This window comes from Myxococcales bacterium (genome assembly GCA_022184915.1).
In the GTDB taxonomy this organism is placed as follows: domain Bacteria; phylum Myxococcota_A; class Polyangia; order Fen-1088; family Fen-1088; genus JAGTJU01.
Genome location: JAGTJU010000002.1, coordinates 787,251 through 807,977, shown reverse-complemented (window position 1 = coordinate 807,977; position 20,727 = coordinate 787,251). Strand labels below are relative to the sequence as shown.

The following is a 20,727-nucleotide window of genomic DNA, read 5'->3' as shown; positions in this document are numbered from 1 at the left end:
CCCTCAGCGGCACACGAGCGCCACGGGAACAGCGGTGGCTCGAAATAGAGGCACGCCCGTACCAAGCTGCCCCCTTGCGTCGTTGCCCCAGCAGGTGACTTGGCCCTTGCCGGAAAGACCGCAGGTATGCCCGCCCCCCGCCGCGAGCGCGGTGAGCGGTGGGGCCTGTGTCCGCACCGGCACGTGGGCGGTCCGGGTGGTGCCATCACCCAGCTGGCCGACGCGGTTGTCTCCCCAGCACCACGTGGACCCGTCGCGCAGGCGCGCGCAGCTGTGCCGGGCGCCGGCGGCCAAGGCCGTGGCGGCAAGATTGGGCACGGCCCGCGGCAAGGGTTCGTTCTCTGCACGGCCGGTGCCGAGTTGCCCTTCCTTGCCCCGTCCCCAGCACCACACGGCGCCCCCCTCGAGACGGGCGCACACGTGGGCTCCGCCTGCGACCACCTCCCACGCAGGTTGCGGCAGGGGCACCTGCGCCGGAGCACCGAAGGCCGTGCTGGCACGGCCAAGCTGGCCCTCCTGACCCGCCCCCCAGCAGGTCACATCCCCGCGGGCCGTCAGGGCGCAGGTGTGCGCATCCCCGGCCGCAAGGGCGCGCGCGGCGGGCACCCCCGGCACCCGCAGGGCCTCGACGCGGGCCTCCTGGGGCTGGCCATCGAGCTGCCCGGCGTCGCCCCGGCCCCAGCACCACACGGCGCCCGATTCATCGAGGCCACAGGCGTGTTCCCTGCCGAGCGCCAGAGCCTGCGAGGGCGCGAACCAGCTTTGCGCCGGACGCCAGCTGTCCTGACGAGAGCCATCGCCGACCTGTCCGTGTTCGTTGCGACCCCAGCACCAGATCCCGGACTCGCCCTGCGCGCAGGTGAAGGCCCCACCCGCCGCGACCTGGAGGGCCGGCGGCAGCGGTGCGGCCATCACGGGCGCGGGGCTGTCCACCGCCAGGCCGTGCCCCAGACGCCCGAACGAGCCCGCCCCCCAGCAGGAGACGGCACCGCCTGCCGCGACCACGCAGCTGTGATCGTGGCCGAGGGCCAAAGCGCGCGCGGCCGAAAGCCCCAAGACGGGCACCGGCGTGGGACGCACGATGGGGCGCCCCGCGCCCAAGGTGCCATCGCGATCGTCGCCCCAACAGAGCACCGAGCCGTCGTCACGAACGGCACATCCCACGCCCTCCCCCGAGGCGATCGCCACGGCCCCCTGCACATCCACCACTCGTACCGGTGAGGTGGCCGCGGTGGTGGTGCCATCTCCCAGCTGGCCGTTGGTGTTCGAACCCCAGCACACGGCGAACGCGTCGCGGGTGCGCGCGCAGGCGTGCGCGCCGCCCGCAGACAGGGCGGTGATCCGCGTGAGCCCCCGCACCGGGACCGGTTCGGCCCGGGCGATCGTGGTGCCGTCACCCAGCTGCCCTGCCCCGTTCGCGCCCCAGCACACCACGCTCTCGTCGGCATCCCCCCGAAGCGCGCAGGTGTGCAGATTGCCGACCGCGAGCGCCCGTGCGTTCGACAGCCCCCGCACGGCCACGGGGCCGTCGCGGGGACCACTGCCCCCATCGCCGAGTTGGCCGAAGGGGTTGGCGCCCCAGCAGAAAACTCGTCCGGCTTGGCTCCGTGCGCACACGTGGCGAGCGTGGAAGGCCAGCTCTGCGATGGTGTCGAGCCCTGGGACCGGCCGGGGCGTGCGCACGATCGGATCCCCGCGGGCTCCGACCTGGCCCTCGTCGTTGGCGCCCCAGCAGGAGACAAGACCGTCTCGGGACAGAGCACACGTGCTCCCGGCGCCGGTCGCCACGGCTCGGGCGAACGGAAGCGCCGCCACGGGGGCCGGGGTGAGTCGTTCGAAGAGGGTGCCATCGCCCAGCTGGCCGAAGGCGTTGTCGCCCCAGCACAGGACCTGGCCCTCGGCCTGCAGCGCGCAGGTGTGTCCGTCGCCCGCCGCCACGGCCCTGACGTTGCTCACACCCGCCACCAACACGGGCGCAGAGCGGGTGATGGTGGTGCCGTCGCCGAGCTGCCCGTGGTCGTTGCGGCCCCAGCACTCCACGCCCCCGCTTTGCCGCACGAGACAGGCGTGACCGCGCCCCGCCGCGACTTGCACCACGCGATCCCTCGCACAGACCACGGGCACGCACGTGCCGGCAGCCCCCGAGCCATCGTCGGTACGGGCGTAGCGACGGCCAGTGGTTTGGTTGCAGGAAGAGTCCGCGAAGCTACAAAGCCCATTGGGCTCACAGGTGCCCTGGCGCGCACCCACCCGACACGCGAAGTCTGACTGGCACACGTAGCGCGGGGGCTCGAGGCAGGACACGAGCGTCACCAGGAAGGCGAGCGGCGCGCCCCACAGGGCCCCTCGGCTCACAACGGGCCTCCCAGCGCGAGCACCGCACCGTCGCGCCCCCCCGAGATCCACACGTAGCGAGTCGCCCCCAGGGTCAGCGCCGCGGCCCCCACCGCAGCCAAGCCCACCCCCCAGGACCACCGCCGCTCCGCCTCCCCTCGCATCTGCTGCGCCTCACCCAAAGTGGCCGCGCCCTCGGCACGCCCCGAAAGGCCGTGGGCCGAAACCAGCAGGGCAGCCCCGCCCACCGCAGACAGGACCCCAGTCCCGAGAGCCACACCGGCCCAGGCGTCTCGATACCAGGCTGGCAAAGAGACACGCGGCGGGGCCGTCAGGGGGGGCAGCGGGGCGGCCGGCTCGCAGCGACGCATCGCCAGGCGGGCAGCGGCCGCCTGGCGCTCGGGCGCTCCCGCATCGATGAAGCGCTCGAAGAGAAGGCGCGCCTCCGCGCAGCGCCCGCTCAGCCGGGCCGCCTGGGCCCAGGCGAACAAGGTCTGCGGCTGGGGATCGAGGCCGTGGCTACGCGCAAGCGCCGTGCGGGCCTCCTCGAAGCGCTGGGCCTCATAGTGGGCAAGGCCTTCCTCGTAAAGCGCCTGTGCCTGTGCGGGCGGCGCCGGCGACGGGTCTGCCAAAGCCGAAGGCGGGCGCACCCACGAGAGCATCAACAGCCCTGCGCCAAAGCCGCTCGACCCCCGACGCCCGCGGCCCTTGCCCGATCCAGCAACGTTCAACACCTCGATGATAACCCGGCCCTCGTCCGATTGCGCCGGTCACAGGAGTCAGGGGGGAAGCGGGGAATCGGGATCCCACACGGCGGGGCTTTTGGGCCTGGCGGCAGGCTCTTGCGCCTGGGGGGCGGGCGGAAGGGCCGAGGCGGGCGGGGCCACGGGGTCTGGCGGCGGCACGGCCCGCGGCACGCGTCGCGCCTTGCGGGGCGCCGGAGGAGCCAGATGCGGGGCAGAGGCGCCTTGCCGAGGCGGCGGTGCGTTCGCGGCTGCCGCCGGGACGGCCGGGATCCCCGGCGGGCGCCTCGATGACGGCTTCGCCTCGACGGCCCGAGGCCCGGAGAGCGCCGGCTGGGGCGGCGCGGGAGAAGGGCCCTTCGACCACAGCCAAGCCGACCCAACGAACATCCCCACCGGGAACAAGAGCCAGGGCCAGCGCCTCCTCCCCCCCGATAGGCTCTCGGTCGCGGTCTTGGGGGCGTGGGCCGGAAGCGCCGGCAAGGTCTCGGTGACCGGGCGAAGAGCCATGTGGGGGGCGGGGCCTGGGCAAGGCGCGCCCTTTGCGGCGCGGGCCTCGCGCATCCGGCCGGCCCGCAGCGCCAGCCCCGCGGCCCCCCGCGCAAAACCGTCGTCGGGTATGAGGGAAGTCAGCTGCCCTGCCAGCACGTGCATGTCGGGCGTACGCTCCTGCGGAGCCAGCGCCAAAGCGCCCCGCACGATCGCTTCGAGCGGCGCCGGGTAGCCCGGGCGCCGCTCAGAAGGCAAGGCGAAGCGACCCTCGGCTATCGCCTTGAGAGTCTCGAAATCGGAGGGAGCCGCAAAAGGCTTGTCCCCCACGGTGAGCTCGTAGAGCATCACGCCGAGCGCAAACACATCGCTGCGATGATCGAGCGGCTCACCACGGCACTGCTGCGGGGACATGTAGTTCACCTTGCCCTTGAGCACGCCGTGCCTCGTTTCGCTGCGCTGGGCCCGCCACTTCGCCACACCGAAGTCCACCAGCTTCACGGCCCCCGAGGTTTCGACGAGCACGTTCGAGGGCGTGACGTCCCGGTGCACGATGCCAAGGGGCCGACCGTCTTCGTCGCAGAGGTCGTGGGCGTAAGCGAGGGCCCGTGCCACTTCCCGCACGATCCACAGCGCCTCTTCGAGGGGCAGGGGCGCGCCTTCGTTGTCGTCGAGCAAGGCGCGCAGGTCGACGCCGTCGATGAACGCGAGCGCGAAGAAGTACTCGTCGCCTTCGCAAGCGATGTCATACACCTCGGCGATGTTCGGGTGGCGCAGGCGGCCCAGGAGGCGCGCTTCGTCCACGAACATGGTGAGGAGCTCTTGGTCGCGCCGGTGTTGCGGCAAGAGCCGCTTGACCACCACGGTTTTCTCGAAGCCTGAAAGCCCCTCGGCCACCGCCTTGTAGACCTCGGCCATGCCCCCCACGGCGAGGCGCTCGCGCAGACGATAGCGGCCAAGGCGGCGAGGGGCGTCGACGTTCGAGGGCAAGAGGGTTCCAGGTGAACGCAAGATCGAGTGTGCCACGGATTGCACCGGCCCAGGAGGCCCGGTCGAACCTTGGGCCGGGCGTCACTCGCAGTGAGTGACGCAACTCAGGCCCGGTGTCGGGGGCTTTGCGCGTTGAGTCCTCCCACCTGCACCTGCAGGCCGTCGCGGAAGAAGGATGAATGGTTTTGCTGGCCTATGAGAACTTCGCCGAGAAAAAGGCACGATCGCTTACCATGGTGACGTTCTTGCAAACAGGAGAGCCATGCGGACGAGCCAAACGAGATGGGTCGTGAAGACACTCGGAGCCCTGTTGGTCCTGGCAGAGGCCGGAGGCTGCCGGTCATCGAGCAGCGATGACGGCAGCGCGGCGGCGTCAGGCTTGCCCCAGGACGTGGACGCCATCGTGTTTTTGCAGCGGGCCGCGCGCGACGGGGTGGGCAACGTCTTCGACTACACCGACTACAAGCCCGGGGGGCGCCTGGTCAAGCTGGCGCCTCCGGCCGCCGACGGCACGCTCACGAACCTCACCGCGGATCCCCTCTTCGCCGGGGCCGACATCATGGCCTGGGATCTGTCCTTCGACGCCCGGACGATCGTTCTGTCCGCGCGCCTCGCGAACGCCGCCACCTACCACCTGTTTCTCATCGGCACGGACGGCACCAACCCCCGTCAGATCACCGAGGGTCCTCACCACTACGTGTACCCGGTGTTCATTCCGGGCCAGAAGATCCTGTTCACCACGAGCAAGGTGGTCGAACAAGGAGCCGCCCAGTTCCGCGACGAATACGAGCGTGCCACGACCTCGCAGATGGGCGTCATCAACGCCGACGGCACGGCGGAGGTTCTGGGGCCCCGCAACGTTTCACACCGGGTGACGCCCACGCTGCTCGACGACGGCCAGGTGATGTACACCGAGTGGCGGCACCTGGGGCGGCTCAACGATGGGCACTTGCGCCTGATGAACCCGGACATGACGGGTATGCGGGAAGCCTTCGGCGGAGAAGGCGCCGGCATCACCAACAGTTACATCAAGCCCCGGTTCGTCACGAGCTACACCACGGCCGCCGGAAAAAAGACCTCCCGGGTCGTGGCGGTCGCGACTTCACGCGAGCGCACCTTGCAGTCAGGAAAGCTGGTGCTGGTCGATCTCAACGACGACGAAAAGAGCTCGAAGCTGATCGATCTGACCCCGCTCGTTCCCGGCGATCGAGAGCGATCCTTCCCCGATGTGGGTCGCTACTACGACGCCGAGCCCATCGGTAACCCTGCCGATCTCAAGTTCCTCGTGTCCTGGGCGGATGGGCCCGTCCAGTCTGAAGTGCTCGCGGCGGCGAAGACCAACGCCAACTTTGGCCTTTACGTCTTCGACGGCAAAACGGGCAAACGCTTCCCCGTGTGGGACGATTCGAACCAGTGGGACGTTTCGGCGCGGCCCCTCAAGCCGCGGGTCGAACCTACCCCCGCAAGCAGCCCCGTGGACCAAACCGAAAAGAGCTTCGTGTTGGGCGCCCTCAACGTCTACGAATCATCGCTCAAGACGCTCGCCCCCGGGTCCGTGGTGAAGGTGCGGCTGCTCGAAGGGTTCTCTTCGGAGGAGGGCTTTCCCAACATGTTCGGCCTCACCGAGTTCGACGGACAATCCCTCTATGCCGAGATCCCGGTTCAGGCCGACGGCTCTTATGCGGCCAAGGTGCCTGCGAACGTGCCTTTGCATCAGCAGCTCGTGGACAAGTTCGCCATGTCTGTCTTCAGCGAGGACATCTGGATCAGCGGGCGCCCCGGGGAGCAGAGGTTCTGCGGCGGCTGTCACGAAGACCGCGCCAAAACGACCGTCATCAAGCCCGGCACCATCGAAGCCGTGCAAAAGGGCGCCGTGGACCTCGACGTCCCGCGAAGCGAACGGGTGTCGATGGACTTCAGCTACGAGAAGATCCGCGGGGTGCCGTGGGATCTGGCTCTGCAGCCCGTCTTCGATGCCAAGTGCATCGCCTGCCACGACGGCGACCCGGCCAAACCCGGCAACCCGACCTACACCATCGTCGACAAGACTTTGGGGACGATGCAAACGGTGACCTTCGACCTGCGGGGCCACAAGGTGGCGATCGCCGTGGGTGAGCGCTCCGCGGGCACGGAGTTTCCCGCTTCCTACGTCTCCGTGGCAGGGCTCGGCATGGAGCTCGGCGAAAACGTGGTGGAGATCCTGGGCGACTACCGCGCGCACATGGCTCCGGGGTCCGCGCGCGACTCGCAGATCATCCAGAAGCTGAACCCTCCCCAGCGCTTTCCCGCGGTGGCGCCCGAGGTGCGGGCCTTTGCGGGCGCCGTGCATCCCGCCGACGTGGGGGGGATAGAGCTGACCCCAGACGAGTACTACCGGCTCATCTTGAACATCGACATGGGCGGGCAGTTCTTCTTCCGCGAAAACAAGAAGGGAAACAACTGAGCCATGGCACGTACCGGCTTCTTGGGAGTGTTCCTGACCCTGCTTCTCCTGCGTGCGGCGCCCGCCCAGGCGGGCCGGGGCGCCACGGCCGGCACGATCGCCGGCGCGATCCGTTCGGGCTCCGTGGAGGCGATCGAGGCCGAGCTCGAGCGGGCTGAGGTGCTGGTGTGTCACGCCTGTCTGCAGCTCGTGCGCCCCCTCGTGGACCACGAAGACGCCCGGGTGCGCCGCGTGGCCGCTTGGTGGCTTGCCCGCCGTGGGCTGCGCCCCGAACTGTCTTTGGAGATGGTGACGCGCCTGTCGCAACCCGACTCTCGGCGTGCCCGCAACGCGGCCGACGTGCTTGGGGAGATGCGGGCGTGGAAAAGCATCACGCCGCTCGGTGCCGCCTTGAACAACCCGATCTTCGACGCCGAAGCCCGGGCTGCCATGGCCCACGCGCTCGGCGCCATCGGCGATCTGGACGGCCTGGGCGCGCTCGTGACGGCGCGGGACGCGGCCGAGGCGCCCGTACGCGCCGCCGCGCTCGAAGCGATGCGACAACTGCGCGGCTTCCAGGATCCCGGAGCCGCCGTGAGTGGGCTCGGTGACGCCGCGCTCGAGGTCCGCGTGGCCGCCATCGAGACGGTGGCCTCGACCCGTACCGCCGCCGCTTCGAGCCCCGTGGCCAACGACGTGGTGAGCACACTCGTTCACCTGCTCGGCAACGATCCCAGCCCCGTCGTGCGCAAGAAGGCGGCCTGGGCGTTGGGTGAGATCCGCGCCCCGGCGGTGACCGCGGGCCCCGCTTTGCAGAGAAGCGCTTCGTCGGATCCCGATCCTTTCGTACGGTCGCTCGCCAACGCGGCCCTTGGCAAGCTCGCCCCCTGACGTTCCCCTGCGCAAGGTCAACGGGTACCTTCAGCCAAGCGAAGCTCCTCCCGAATACCATGAGCGACGTGACCTCGAGCATGCGGCTTGCGCGCGCCCTCTTCGTGCTGGTCCTCGCGGGCACGGCCTTCGGCTGCGAGCGCGCAAAGGTTCCCGAGAACCGCTTCTACGACACGCAGATCCAGCCCATCTTCGACGGGTTCTGCGTGGGCAACACGTCGCCTTGCCACAAGGTCGACCCCACCACGGGCGCGGCCCTCGGCAACCTGGATCTGTCGTCGTACGAGGCAGCCGTGCGCCGGCCGGACGTCCTGCGCACCTACGGGGCGTTCCCCGAGCCGCTGCTCCTGCTCAAGTCGATACCGGAAGAGTCCACGTTCATTCCTTACGCCGGACAGCTTTACACCAGCGAAATTCGTCACGCGGGTGGCAAGCCCCTCGTTCGCAACTCGGACGCGTTCGAGCTCATCAAGCGGTGGCTGGCCAACGGCGCCACCCGCACGGGGCTGCCCGAGGGACGCGAGCGGCCGCGGGGCGCCGGAGGATGCAACACCACCGTTCCTGCCGACGAAACACGCCCCCCGGTCAACCGGTCCAGCGCCGCCTACCAGGCCTACGTGGCCAACGTTGCGCCCTTGCTCCGCGAGTCCTGTGCCTTCTCGACCTGCCATGGCTCTGCCCAGTCGGACTTCTACGTCACCTGTGGCGACACCGACGCCGAGAGGGACTTCAATTTCCTCCGGGTCGCGAGCTTCGTATCGCCAGCTGGTGTGGCCGTGGAGCAGAGTGAGCTCTTGCAGCGGCCCCTCGATCCACGGGCGGGGGGCGTGAGCCACACAGGTGGGGCCTTTTTCAGCTCCACGAGCGACGAGGGCTGGACCCGCCTGCGGGCCTTCGCGACGGCCGTTCAAAGCGAGCCGCCCGCGGTGGCGTCCCGGTCCGCCGGTGAGACGTTTTTCGCCGAGCGCGTGATGCCCGTGCTGATTCGCCGCGGCTGCTCGCTCGAGGGCTGCCACAGCCCCAACGGCTTCAACGACTTCCGCTTGCGCCCGGGGGCCCTCGGTTTCGTGTCGAGCTTTGCGGTACGACGCAATTACGAGACCTCGCTCCGCGAGTTCATGGCCCTCGAGACCCCCGACGTGCGGATGTCCCGGCTCGTGCGGAAGAACCTCTTTCTTTCGCGCGGTGGGATCGCTCATCGCGGCGGTGCCTTGCTCGAAAGCCCGAGCGAAGACTCGACAGATCCCTGCCCCACGCCCTACGATCCCACCACGGCAAGCGCCCTGTGCACGCTCGCCGAGTGGCACCGGCTGGAACGACGCGATCATGCGACCTCCGTGTCGGCCCTGCGCCCTGGCGATCGCATTCCACTCGCCTTCGTGGCCCGTCCGGCCGACGGGGACTCACCCGTGGAGTTCGACACGTGGCGAGGCGGCGCCGATCTCAAGCTGGCCGACGCTCTCATCGGTCCGGGGGGCCGCATCGAGGCGATCGAGAACACGAGAAGCGGCCTTCAAACGTGCGCGGGGCTCGCCGGTCGTGCGGATCTCGACGTACGAGGTCCCGAGTGGAGTTACGATGCCACCAAGCTCGTCTTCGCCGTGCGGGCGGGCGCAGACGAAGGCCTCGACCTGTGGCTGCTCGACGTGGGGGCGGGTACCTGTGCGCGGCTCACGACCGACGCGGGCCGCAAGCTGGGGGATGTGCGGGTTCACAACTTCGATCCGCTCTTCGCTCCCAACGGGGCCCTGGTGTTCGCGTCGACCCGTGCGGGCACCTTGACCCTGAAACGGCTGCTCCCGAACGCCGATCTTTACCGCGTGGGCCCGGACTTGAACTTCGGCACCATCGAACGCATGACCACGCTTTCGAATGCAGAGCTTGCCCCGTCGTTCATGGGCAACGGCCAGATCGCCTTCACCACGGAAAAGGCCACACCCGAACTCTATCAGTTGGCGGGCCGGCGTATCAACTGGGACCTCAGCGACTACCATCCGCTGCTCGCCCAGCGCAAGGACTCCGACGACACCTTCGGCCAGGTGTTCCCCTCGGTGGGCTTCGATCAGGCCACCGAGATCCGCGAAGATCTCGACCGCAACTTCCTGCTGATTCTCTCGAACACGAACGCCCGGGGAAGCGGGGGCGCGCTGGGGATCTTCAACCGCTCGATAGGCACCTTCGAGGAGGGACGAAGTGAGGTCACCTTCCTTCGCGCGCTCGAGCTTGCCGATCCGAGCGCAACAGGGCGGGACGGAGGAAGCGGTGTTTATCGCTCGCCCCATCCCACGCCCAACGGCGAGATCCTCGCGTCTTTCGCCGCGAACGTTCGCACCCCCGCCATGGACGTTCCCCGCTACGATCTCGTGGCCGTCGATCCCATCACGCGCACCCGGAGGCTGCTCTTGTCGGGTGAGACGCAGAGTCTGGTGGAAGCCGCCCTAGGCTACGCGCGCGCCGGGCGCCACCTCTTCCGCAACGTTCCGCAGCTGGTGTTCGGGGGCTATCACGACCCCCAGTCGCCCCAAGGCGTCATGCACCTTCCGGACGTGCCCATGCTCGCCACCTTGCTCGACGCAAACCTGCGTCGGGGGCGCAACCTGGCTCCCTTCGACAAAGCGCGTGCGTTGAGGGTCTACGAAGTGCTTCCGCCCCCCTCGGCCGCCCCGGATCCCGCGGCCCTTCTGGGATCCCAGCGGGTCTACACGGATCGCAAGCTGCTCGGCAGCGCGGCCCTCGAGAGCGATCGTTCCCTCAAGGTCGAGCTGCCCGCAGGAAAGCCGCTGATTCTCGAGCTCGTCGATGGCGACGGCCAACCCGTGTTCACGATGCGCGAGGAGCACCAGATGGGCGCGGGCGAGGTGATCACCCCCGGCGTGCCTCGCCAGCTCTTCGATGCGGTTTGTGGCGGCTGTCACGGCTCGATCAGCGGCCGGGAGCTGGATGTGGCGGTGAGCGTCGATGCGCTGACCGGCGCCTCCGTGTCACTTTCGCGCGACAAAGCCGCCAAGCCGCTGCGCTGACAACGAGTTGTCACCAAGGCGTTCTCGTTGGCCGCTTGCGGAGCGCCCCCGCTCAGGGCAGAACCTTGGCGAAGGCGCTGGATGCGATGGCATTCTGGGCGCCTTTACGACCTTTGCCCCCACATGCCCCGACGTCGTCTGCTCTATGCACTCCTTGGCAGTGGCCTGTTGGTGGCTTCCGCGGCGACATGGGCCTACTGGCCCTCCGCCGCCAAGACCTCCGGGCCTTTTGCCTCCGCGCAGGCCAGCGGCACGCGGCTGCATGTGCGCATCTTCGACGGCACCACGCGCACGCTCATGCCTGGGCTCGTCAGCTTCCGGGGTGCGGACAAGCAGATGGTGGCGTTCGGCAACTTTGCCGATTTGCCGGGGTGGGCCCAGGGACGTTCGGCGGTGGAGCTCGACCCCGAGGCGGGGCTGTTGGCGTTTCGGCACGGCATGGCGGTCTGGCGGGGGGAGGCCACGATTCCCGTAGGCGCCCCCTGGTCGCACTTGGACGTGGGAGGACAAACGCCCGTGCAGAGCGAGCTCGTCCCCGGCATCTACGAGGTTATCGTCAGCCGCGGCGCCACGTACGACACGGCCACCTACACGGTCGATCTGCGGGAAGGCAAGGGCCGCGTCACCCTCGACGCCACGCTCGTTCGCACGGTGGACACCACCGGATACGTTTCGGCAGATGTGCATGTGCACAACGCCCCCGAGTCTCCCGATGCCCACGCCAATGCCGAGCAACAGCTCAAGGTGGCGGCGGTCAACGGCCTCGACGTGCTTGTCTCGACCAACCACGGCGTGCTGGTGGATCTCGCTCCCGTCGTCGCCAAGCTGTGGAAAGGCCAACACCCGATCCAGGTCGTGACAGGGAACGAACAAGCGGGGCCCAACTCTCACTTCGGGGTGTTTCCCTTGCCCCTCGACCCCGGAAAGCCGGGCCGCGGCGCTCCCGTCGTTCGCCCCTTTCCCCTCGAGGTTTTTTTTCAGGACCTAAGAGCGCTCGAGGGGCGCCCCGTGGTGGTCGCGAACCACCCGCGGCTCGGATGGCAGGCCTACATGGACGAGGGCTTTTGCGGCGGCTGGGCCCGCAAGGATTTTGGAGCCCCGCCGCCCTGTCCGCAAAGCTACGATGCCTTCGAGGTCTTGAACGGCTGGCAGACCTGCGGCACCCGTATGCGCGACGCCACGGACACCTGGCTGGCCTTGCTCTCGTACAACGCCATCTCCGCGCCCGTCGGCGGCTCCGACAGCCACTACGTGTCCGCCATGGTGCCTGGATACCCGCGCACCTGGGTGCGGTTGGGCGATGGCGATAGCGACAGCCCGATGCCGACCCGACTGGCCGAGGCCCTGCGCGCGCGCCGAACGATTGCCTCCACCGCGCCCTTTGTTACCTTGCGCAGCGGGACGGCTTCGGAAGGTCAGCTGGTCACGCACACGGACGACACCGTTCCCGTGCGCGTGCGCGTGCAAGCGCCGAACTGGGTTCCCGTGGACACGGTTCGCTTGCTCGTGAACGGGACCCCCGTCAAAACCTGGAATCTCGCCCGCGCGGGACGAGCACTCGACTTCACGACCGACGAAGCGCTCACCCTCGATAGGCAGGACGCGTTCGTCACGGTAGAAACCGACAGCCAGGTCCCCCTGCCTCCGCACCTCACGGGAGAAGAGGATGCGGTGGTTCAGTACGGACTTTCGCGCTGTGCGCCCCGACCCGGGCAAGCACCGGGCACGCCGGCGTTCGCCGTCACGAGCCCGCTTTTCGTGGACCGGGACGGCGATGGTCTCTTCAAGGGCCCTCGCGCGACGACGCCGATCAAGATCTAGGTCTGTCGTGCTTTACGGGCGTCTGGGCTTGAGCCAGGGGGATTGCCGCTCACGTTGAGCCCGTGCCTCCGCCTGCAGCTTCTGAAACGATTGGTACCGCTCGGCGACGAGCCGCCCCTCGGCCACCGCCTCCCGTACGGCGCAGCCGGGCTCGCGTTCATGCGTGCAATCGCGAAAGCGGCAGGCCGTGGCCACGCCCGCCACGTCCGCGAACACGTCGTCGAGACCCGGGGCGGCATCCCAAGGCTCGATCTCGCGGATGCCCGGGGTGTCGATGAGCAAGGTACCGTCGCGCAGCGTGAACAGGGTGCGCGCGGTGGTCGTGTGCCTGCCCTTCGCGTCGGACTCCCGCACCTCGCTGACCGCCCCCAGCTCCGCACCTGCAAGGTGGTTCACCAAGGTGGACTTGCCCGCCCCCGACGGGCCCACCACGACAGCCGTTGTGCCGGGGCCCATGTGATCCCACAGGGCCGAAAGCCCCTGCCCCTGCCGGGCGGAGAGCGCCATGACGGTCGTGCCGGGCGCCAGCTGCTGCACCTCGGCCGTGGCCTCCGCGACGGCGGTGGGCGCGCACAGGTCAGCCTTGCTCAGCACCACGATCGGCTTGACGCCGCCGCGCGCGGCCGTGGCCAGGAAGCGTTCGAGCCTGCGGTGGTTGGGCTCGACGTCGAGCCCGTGCACCACCAAGGCCACGTCGACGTTGGCGGCCAGCACCTGCTCGTCATCCGTGCCCGGTTCCTTGCGCGACAGCTTCGTTCGTCGCTCGAGCACGTGCGTGATCGTGGCCGTGTTGTCCGAAGCGCGCTCCTCGACCAGCACGAAGTCTCCCACGGCGGGCAGGTCGGCGCGGCTGCGGGCGGCATGCCTCAGCTTGCCTGCGATGCGCGCGAGGCGGGTGCCCAGCGCCGTCGTCACGAAGTGATAGCGCTTCTGCTCTTCCACGACCCGGGCCGCGACCGTACGGGCCGACGCCTCCCCCGGGGCGGAGGGTCCGGGGAGATTCAGATTTGGCAGTTGAGCCGAGAAAAACGGCCCCCAACCGAGCTGATCGAGCACGCTCACGAAGCAGGCCACTATAGCAGGGCACTTTCGCGAGGTTCGATGCGGGAATCGGGCCCGGGCCCCCGGTATGCTGCCGGAATGCGCTCCTCCCTCGTTGCCTTCGCGCGATTCGTGCTCCTCGGGGGGCTTTCGTTGGCCGCCGCCTGTGGCGGTGAAGACGCCTCTCAGGAGACCAAGGTCACCCTGTCGCCCCGAACGCCCGCCCTCACCGGCTACGTCACCGTGACCGGCACCGTCACCGTGGCGCCGCCCCTTCCAGAGGGAGCCCGCGTGGTGCTGGGGCTCAACGCGGGCCGCCCCGGGTCACTGGGGATCTTCGATGAAAGCGCCGAAACCCGTGCGCCTGCGGCGTCCTCCACCATTTCCTACCGCATCAAGGAGCTAGCGCCCGCCGACGCGTACAGCGTCTTCGTGGGTGTCGATCTCGACGACAATGGGGTCATCGGTCCCGGAGATCTCGGGGGCTACTACGACGGAAGCACCGTCTTGCCCTTCACGGACCCAAGCGCTGCCCGTCTCATCGGGGTCAGGCGCAACCAAGATGGCCTCAACTTCGGCATCGGCTTGATCGGGCCCTGAGCCATCGTGAGCTCCCCAGTCCAGCTAGCCCTGACGAACGTCCATGCATCGCAGGGACAGTCTTTGCGCGGCATAAAAACGGGTCAAGGTATGCCACCTGAGTGTCGTTGTAAGCGCCGTTCGACACCGCGCAAAGGCTTGACCCATGAACCCACGACGCCCCTCCTCGAAGGGCCGAGCGCTTCGTCTCGACCCTAACCACGACCCCGACCGACACTTCAGCGGAGGGCCTTATTGGTTCGTGGGCTGCCTGCTCCTGTGGACCCTCACCCCCTCCTGCGGCCCGGACACCCGGGTGACCGGGTTTGGGGGGGAACTTCCCCGCGGCCCCTCCGGCAACGCCGTGGACGCGGCACCCGACGCCGGTCCCCCCAGGGCATCCTCCGACGCCGCCCCTATCAACGAGCCCATCCCTACGAATGCGACCGCCGTGCCTCCCGATGCCAGCGCCACTGACCTGACCCCTACCGTACCGGCGCCCAACCCCATGCCCGACATGCCCATGCCCGACATGCCCATGCCCGACATGCCCATGCCCATGCCCGACGCGGCCCCTCCCCCCGCCGACCCAGGGAGCGGCCCGGATTCGCCTGGTGACGGCCCGTCCGAAGAGCCCGACGCCCCCAATCCCCCCCTCCCCGTCGGACTGCTCGGCCATTGGGCCATGGACGAACAAGACGGCCCGCGCCTCGACGACGCCGGTCCGCTCGCCTGCCATGCCTTGGTGCAAGGCGATTCGCTTCCCACGCGAGCCCCGGGACGCATCCGGAAAGCCTTCGTGTGCGGGGGCGCCGCCGCGCCAGCCGGGGGCCTGACAAGCGTGCAAAGCGCCCTCACCGTGAGCGCCTGGGTCATGCCCCAGCGTACGAGAAGCGGAGGACGCTCCACCGTCATTGCCCGGCGCGGGCAGTCCTCCGAGCGCGAGGCGTTTTGGCTGGGTCTGGCCGCGGGCCGGCCCGGGTTCATCAGCGACGTGGGCCGGTTCTTCGTGGGAGCCCCTCTACCTGACGATAGGTGGGCACACCTGGCCGTCACGTTCGAGGGCAACACGCTCAGGCTCTACGTCAACGGTGCCGAGGCGGCAGTGAAGAGCGACGCGGGCCCCGGGTTTACGCCTCAGGTGGGGCCCCTTACCTTCTGTGGCACACCGCCGCTCGCGGGCGAAGGCCTCTCGAACCGCTTCGAGGGCCTCATCGACGAGGTGCGGCTTTACGCACGTGCGCTTTCGGCGAAAGAAGTCGCCGACCTCTCCGCGCCCGGACCCTGAGGCGCGCCGCAGCGGTGCCTGGCTGCATCCGAAGGGCCGCGCTTGCCGGCCGGCGGGGCGTCGGCGTATACGCCGCCCTTCATGCCCTCCTCCCGACGCCAAGTCGCGCCCTGGAACATCTGTTCGTGGAACGTCAACGGCCTGCGCGCCTGCGTGGGCAAGGGCTTCGTGCCTTGGCTGCAAGGAGGCCCCCACCACATCGTGGGTCTTCAAGAGGTCCGCGCGTTCCCCCATCAGCTGCCCGAAGCGCTCGTTTCTCTGCCGCAATGGCACACGCACTACACGCCCGCCGAACGGCCCGGGTATAGCGGTGTGGGGATGCTGGCACGCAGGGCCCCCGACGAGGTGGGCGCGGGACTCGCGCACGCCGCCTTCGACGTGGAGGGGCGCTTTCAGTGGATGCGCTTCGGTCGGCTCGTGGTTGCCAACGCGTACTTTCCGAAGGGCAGCGGCAAGGACCGCGACAACAGCCGCGTCCCCTACAAGCTGGCGTTCTACGAGGCCGCCCTGGCTTTCGTGGAGCAGCTTCGCCGCGCGGGGCACCACGTGTTCGTCATGGGCGACTACAACACTGCCCACACCGAACTCGATCTGGCGCGCCCCAAGACCAACCACCAGACCAGCGGCTTTTTGCCCGAAGAGCGCGAGGCGTTCGCGCGCTGGGTGCGGGCGGGATGGGTCGACACGTTCCGCGCCCTCAACGCCGAAGGAGGGCATTACTCCTGGTGGAGCCAGCGGCTGGGTGCCCGCGCACGCAACGTGGGCTGGCGCATCGACTACGTGCTGGCCTCACCCGAGGCGCACGCGTTCGTGCGACGGGCGTTCATCAGCGCGGACGTGATGGGCTCGGACCATTGCCCCGTGGGCATCGAGGTGGATCCCCACGTCGTGGAGTGACCGGCAGCCTCTCAGTAGGCAAGGAACACGTTGACCGCCAAGTTGTGGTTCACTTGATCGTCGGGCTCGCGCTGCAGATACACGTGGAGGTACCCCACCTCCACGCGCATCCCAGGGAGGGCCGGAGCGCCGAGACCGACGAAGACGCGGTTTTGGTCGAAGCCTCGCTGGGCGCCCCAGCTCGTGTCGTTGAACTGGAAAAACAGCTCGTCCCAAACTGCCAGCAGAAGGGGGCTTTCGGCCCAAGGTGCCCATGCCCCCCTCACAAAGAGCCGTGCCCTGTGGCCAAGGTCGTCGCTGCCAAGGGAGACCCGCTGCTCGAGACGCGGCCTCAGGGAAAAACTCCAACCTGCAGGGGCAGGAAGCGTCCAAAGCAGCTGCTGCCAGCTGCGATGCTCGTGGCGGTTCGCCCCTTCGTCGACGAAGGTGGGAATCCACGCGTAACCCACGTGGAGGCTGACACGCTCGGCCACTTGGTAGCCCACCCCCGGGCGCACGATGAGTACGGTCGCACCGTCCCGTCGGCGATCGTGCAGATCGAACCAACCCAGCACCCGGCTTCCGGGACGCAGCCGGGCCTGGGCGATGCTGGCCACCCAGATCTGGTGTTCGGTTTGGGTCTCGGCGCGGGCGGAACGCACGGCGGCGCTGCCAAAAAAACAAACGAGAAGGAGGGCTCGGGTCTTCACCGGGCCTGAGGGTAACAGTCCGGAAGGTCTTTGCAGCCAGGTCTGGGGCCGCGCGCGCGGAAGGCCGCGGCGTACAGGCAGACTGTTGGCGGAAGCCAACATTCGTAGGCCACAGCCAACGGGGTTGCAGGCGCAGACGCGGTGAACGCCGGGGCTCCGCCGCGTTTCCGGTTTGGTCTGGTAGTTGCATTTGAGGACTGAGCCGATGGGCCCGTAGGGCCGAACCTCAGCCAGGAGTTCCCGTTGAGACGCACCAGCCTCCCTCATTGCCCGGCTCTGACGCGCCAAGCTACTCGGGGCGCGCGCGGGTCGCGCTTCGGCGCCGGCCGCCTCTCGCTGTTGTTCGTGGGCGTGCTCGCCTCGGCGTGCTCCGGCCGCGTGTCCTCTCAGGACCCCGGTGATGAAGGGCCTAGCGGGAGCGACAACGGATCCGGGGACGACGACGGAACCGGCGTGGTCGTGATGCCGCCGGGCGCCGGAGGAGGCGGGGGAAGCGGCGGCACCACTGTGGTCGTCAACGACAAGCCGTTTACGCCGCCTGCGGCCCACATGCTGCGTCTCACGCGGACGCAATACGACAACACTCTGGCCGACGTGTTCGGGCCGGAGGTCAAGCTCGACAAACCCATCGAAGCCGACGAGACCAACCGCCCCTTCCTGTCTTTGGGCGCGGCGGCGGTGGGCACCTCGGAACGCGGGGTCGAGCAGTACCAAGAAGCCGCGATGGACCTCGCCGAACAGATCTGGAGCCGCAAGAGCTCCATCCCCGCACTGGCGGCCTGTACGCCCAAGGCGGCCAACGACGCCTGCGTGGGCAAAGCGGTGACGGCCCTCGGCCGCAGGCTCTGGCGGCGCCCCTTGACCGAGGCAGAGGTCAGCCGCTACACGGCCGTGATGGCGGCCGTGGGCACCGACGCCGAATCCCTGACGGTGGCATTCAAGGTGGTCCTTGCGGGCTTGCTGCAGTCACCGCACTTCCTTTACGTGCCCTTCCAGGGCGAAGCGGACGCACAAACCGGCCTTCGCAAGCTGAGCAGCCTCGAATTGGCGAGCCGTATGTCCTTCTTTCTCTGGAACACGGGCCCCGACGAAGCGCTGCTCAACGCCGCCGAGACCGGCAAGTTGGTCTCGAACGCAGACATCGGCGCCCAGGTGGATCGCATGCTCGACGATCCACGGGCGCGCGCGTTCGTCACCAAGTTCTTCGAGGAAAACTGGAAGGTGTCGCAGCTCACCGCCGCAGCCAAAGACCCCGAGGTGTTTCCGGAGTGGACGGCTGACCTCTTGGCTGCCTACCGCGAAGAGTTCCGGAGGGTCCTCGAAGATCTCGTCTTCGAGCGCGACGGCGACGCGCTCGACGTACTTACCGGCACCACGACCATCATCAACCGGAAGGTGGCGACCGCCTACGGACTCTCGGGCGGAAGCGACGGATTCGAGACGCGCGAGCTCGGTGCGGCGCAAACGGGGCTGCTCACGTCGGGCGCAGTGATGGCCGCCAACGCCTACTCACAGCGGACCTCACCCACCAAACGCGGCGTGTTCGTGCGGGAGCAAATCCTGTGCGACGAAGTCCCCGCCCCCCCTCAAGGGCTAGACACCTCGTTCAAAAATGCCGATCCCAGCTTACCCCTGCGCGAACGGCTCGCAGAGCACCGCGACAACCCGAACTGCAGCGGGTGTCACGCGCTCTTCGACCCGGTGGGCCTCACGTTCGAGGGCCTGGACGGCATGGGCCGCGTGCGCAGCGAAGAGGCCGGAATGGCGATCGACACGTCGGGGGAGATCGACACGGTAGCCGTTCAGAACCCTCGGGATCTGGCGAAGTTCTTGAGAGAGCAACCGCGCACGCTCACGTGTTTGACGAAGCAGCTCCTCACCTTCGCGACAGGCCAGGAGATCGGGGACAAGCAAGAGGGCGCCGTGGACGTCGCGAGTGAGAAGTTCAAGACCGCGAACCACAGCTTCAAGCGACTCGCGCGGGAGGTGGTTTTGTCGCCTGCGTTCCGCTTCATGGCGCAAGAGTAGGCACCACCCAGGTTCAGCAACGTGAAGAAGGACGAGCACGTGAAGATCAAAAAGCCTTCGATCATCCGCAGTGTGGCCCCCCAGCGCCTCGACCGCCGCACGTTCCTCCGAGGCTCCCTCGCCGGGGTGGGCGTGTCTTTGGCCCTGCCTACCCTCGAGGGCATGCTCAACGGCAACGGCAACGCCTGGGCAGCCGACAACGCCGCGCTGCCCATGCGCTTCGGGGTCTTCCACTGGGGCGGTGGCATCAACTACAAGTCCTGGGTCCCCGCACAAACCGGGCCCAACTTCCCCCTGTCCGACTCCCTCAAGGACTTTGCCGACCTCCAGCAATACGTCAGCGTCGTCACGGGTCTGTCGCACATCGAGACCAGCCCGGGGCACATTCCGGCCCGCGGCATCGCGCTTTCGAACAGTCACGACCTGACGGTCTGCCAGGGCAGCTGCGTGGGGACCTACCGCGGCCAGGCGATGCCCGAGCCTTCACTCGATGCCCTCGTGGCCGAGGCGTGGAAAGGCAAAACCAAGTTCAACCTCATCCCCGTGGGGATCTGCCGCAAAGGGCCCTACGCGAGCAACAGCTCCTGGAACCGGGGCGGCACGGCCTATAACCGTCACGAGCCTTCCCCTCAGGCGCTCTACGATCGCCTCTTTGCAGGTGGGGGTCTGCCGATGCCCGGCACCCCGAACGCCCCCGCCGACAAGCTGCTCGACGCCACGCTCAAGGCCAAAAAGAGCATGCTCGACGCCGTTCGCAGCGACGCGGACGATCTCGTCAAGAAGCTCGGCAGTGCCGATAAACAAAGGCTCGAACAACACCTGGCGGGCCTGCGCGCGATCGAAGATGCACTCCAAATCAGGGAGCAAATGCCCACGTCGGTTTCGTGCGCAGCCCCCGACGCGCCTGGCACCCGTAACTTCGGCGACGGGTCCACGAAAGAGGAGAAGGCCGCGAAGGCCACCTTGATGTCGGATTTGCTCGCGGTGGCCATCGCCTGCGACCTGACACGGGTGTTCTCCTACGAATGGTCGGCCAATCAGTCGCAGTCGATTTACTGGGAGGTGGACTCGAGCGGGCAGCACCATGAGGACATCACCCACGGCAAGTCGCAGACGGAGGAGCACGCCCGCATCGTGCGCTTCATCATGAAGCACCTCGCGGATCTGAGCCGCAAGCTCAAGGCCATCCCGGAAGGGGACGGCAACGTGCTGGATCGCACGCTGATCTTCGGCACCTCCGAGCACGCGGACGCGGGTGACCACAACTGGGAAGACCATCCCTTGCTCCTGGTAGGCAAGGCCGGTGGCGCCATTCGCAGCGGCGTGCACGTGCGCGGTAGGGGCGAGATCGCGCCCCGGGTGATGTTCTCGGCGGTCAAGGCCGTGGGCGTGAACATCACGAAGCTCGGCCACGCGGATCGGGCCGCCACGATGGGCTTCCCCGAGATCGAGATGGGCTGACCGGGCCGCCGCCTACGGGGGGCGGCTCGCCGTC

General features: G+C 68.5%; 14 protein-coding genes. 9 read left to right on the top strand and 5 right to left on the bottom strand.

Annotation, left to right across the window (positions count from 1 at the left end):
• Positions 1-3: 3 nt before the first annotated feature.
• The 3 genes from KA712_11020 to KA712_11010 are packed head-to-tail and all read right to left on the bottom strand — an operon-like array spanning position 4 to position 4,556.
• Entirely contained in the window at positions 4-2,355 is a 2,352-nt protein-coding gene (locus KA712_11020) for an RCC1 repeat-containing protein (protein ID MCG5053481.1), read from the bottom strand.
• Positions 2,352-3,065: a hypothetical protein gene (locus KA712_11015; protein MCG5053480.1), complete on the bottom strand. Its 714-nt coding sequence runs from the start codon at positions 3,063-3,065 to the stop codon at positions 2,352-2,354. Before KA712_11015 ends, KA712_11020 begins: the two co-directional genes overlap by 4 nt.
• Before the next feature lie 48 nt (positions 3,066-3,113).
• Positions 3,114-4,556 carry a serine/threonine protein kinase gene (locus KA712_11010; GenBank protein ID MCG5053479.1) on the bottom strand — a complete coding sequence of 481 codons (1,443 nt, stop codon included), beginning with the start codon at positions 4,554-4,556 and terminating at the stop codon, positions 3,114-3,116.
• Positions 4,557-4,845: 289 nt separating this feature from the next.
• Here KA712_11010 and KA712_11005 point away from each other — a divergent pair, with 289 nt between their 5' ends.
• The 4 genes from KA712_11005 (at position 4,846) to KA712_10990 (ending at position 12,710) form a co-directional block, all read left to right on the top strand.
• Positions 4,846-6,999 (top strand): hypothetical protein, encoded by a 2,154-nt coding sequence (locus KA712_11005; protein MCG5053478.1) that lies wholly within the window; start codon positions 4,846-4,848, stop codon positions 6,997-6,999.
• Positions 7,000-7,002: 3 nt separating this feature from the next.
• Positions 7,003-7,869 carry a HEAT repeat domain-containing protein gene (locus tag KA712_11000; protein ID MCG5053477.1) on the top strand — a complete coding sequence of 289 codons (867 nt, stop codon included), beginning with the start codon at positions 7,003-7,005 and terminating at the stop codon, positions 7,867-7,869.
• A gap of 59 nt (positions 7,870-7,928) precedes the next feature.
• Complete coding sequence (locus tag KA712_10995) at positions 7,929-10,889, top strand: hypothetical protein (GenBank protein MCG5053476.1); 2,961 nt, start codon at positions 7,929-7,931, stop codon at positions 10,887-10,889.
• 123 nt (positions 10,890-11,012) lie between these two features.
• Positions 11,013-12,710 carry a CehA/McbA family metallohydrolase gene (locus tag KA712_10990; GenBank protein MCG5053475.1) on the top strand — a complete coding sequence of 566 codons (1,698 nt, stop codon included), beginning with the start codon at positions 11,013-11,015 and terminating at the stop codon, positions 12,708-12,710.
• 12 nt (positions 12,711-12,722) lie between these two features.
• On the opposite strand, the gene rsgA is transcribed toward KA712_10990, so the two are convergent.
• Positions 12,723-13,772, bottom strand: coding sequence for a ribosome small subunit-dependent GTPase A (gene rsgA / locus KA712_10985; GenBank protein ID MCG5053474.1), 1,050 nt, complete (start codon positions 13,770-13,772; stop codon positions 12,723-12,725).
• A gap of 78 nt (positions 13,773-13,850) precedes the next feature.
• On the opposite strand from rsgA, the gene KA712_10980 reads away from it, so the two are divergent.
• From KA712_10980 to xth, 3 genes are all read left to right on the top strand, one after another.
• Positions 13,851-14,351 (top strand): hypothetical protein, encoded by a 501-nt coding sequence (locus tag KA712_10980; GenBank protein MCG5053473.1) that lies wholly within the window; start codon positions 13,851-13,853, stop codon positions 14,349-14,351.
• A gap of 145 nt (positions 14,352-14,496) precedes the next feature.
• Positions 14,497-15,618, top strand: coding sequence for a LamG domain-containing protein (locus tag KA712_10975; GenBank protein MCG5053472.1), 1,122 nt, complete (start codon positions 14,497-14,499; stop codon positions 15,616-15,618).
• Between the two features lie 81 nt (positions 15,619-15,699).
• The gene (gene xth / locus KA712_10970; GenBank protein ID MCG5053471.1) at positions 15,700-16,515 is read left to right on the top strand and encodes an exodeoxyribonuclease III; all 816 of its coding nucleotides are present in this window, start codon (positions 15,700-15,702) and stop codon (positions 16,513-16,515) included.
• 11 nt (positions 16,516-16,526) lie between these two features.
• Here the strand turns inward: xth and KA712_10965 are convergent, their stop codons facing one another.
• On the bottom strand, positions 16,527-17,204 hold the full coding sequence (locus KA712_10965; protein MCG5053470.1) for a DUF2490 domain-containing protein: 678 nt from the start codon (positions 17,202-17,204) through the stop codon (positions 16,527-16,529).
• Between the two features lie 378 nt (positions 17,205-17,582).
• Here KA712_10965 and KA712_10960 point away from each other — a divergent pair, with 378 nt between their 5' ends.
• Positions 17,583-19,232 (top strand): DUF1592 domain-containing protein, encoded by a 1,650-nt coding sequence (locus KA712_10960; protein ID MCG5053469.1) that lies wholly within the window; start codon positions 17,583-17,585, stop codon positions 19,230-19,232.
• 21 nt (positions 19,233-19,253) lie between these two features.
• A complete protein-coding gene (locus KA712_10955) occupies positions 19,254-20,693 on the top strand; it encodes a DUF1552 domain-containing protein (GenBank protein ID MCG5053468.1) in 1,440 nt (479 codons plus the stop codon).
• The last annotated feature ends 34 nt before the right edge of the window (positions 20,694-20,727 follow it).

Coding starts and splice junctions, on each gene's coding strand:
- KA712_11000 (MCG5053477.1), top strand. CDS start 7,003: ATGGCACGTACCGGCTTCTTGGGAGTGTTCCTGACCCTGCTTCTCCTG.
- KA712_10980 (MCG5053473.1), top strand. CDS start 13,851: ATGCGCTCCTCCCTCGTTGCCTTCGCGCGATTCGTGCTCCTCGGGGGG.
- KA712_10995 (MCG5053476.1), top strand. CDS start 7,929: ATGAGCGACGTGACCTCGAGCATGCGGCTTGCGCGCGCCCTCTTCGTG.
- KA712_10975 (MCG5053472.1), top strand. CDS start 14,497: ATGAACCCACGACGCCCCTCCTCGAAGGGCCGAGCGCTTCGTCTCGAC.
- KA712_10990 (MCG5053475.1), top strand. CDS start 11,013: ATGCCCCGACGTCGTCTGCTCTATGCACTCCTTGGCAGTGGCCTGTTG.
- xth (MCG5053471.1), top strand. CDS start 15,700: ATGCCCTCCTCCCGACGCCAAGTCGCGCCCTGGAACATCTGTTCGTGG.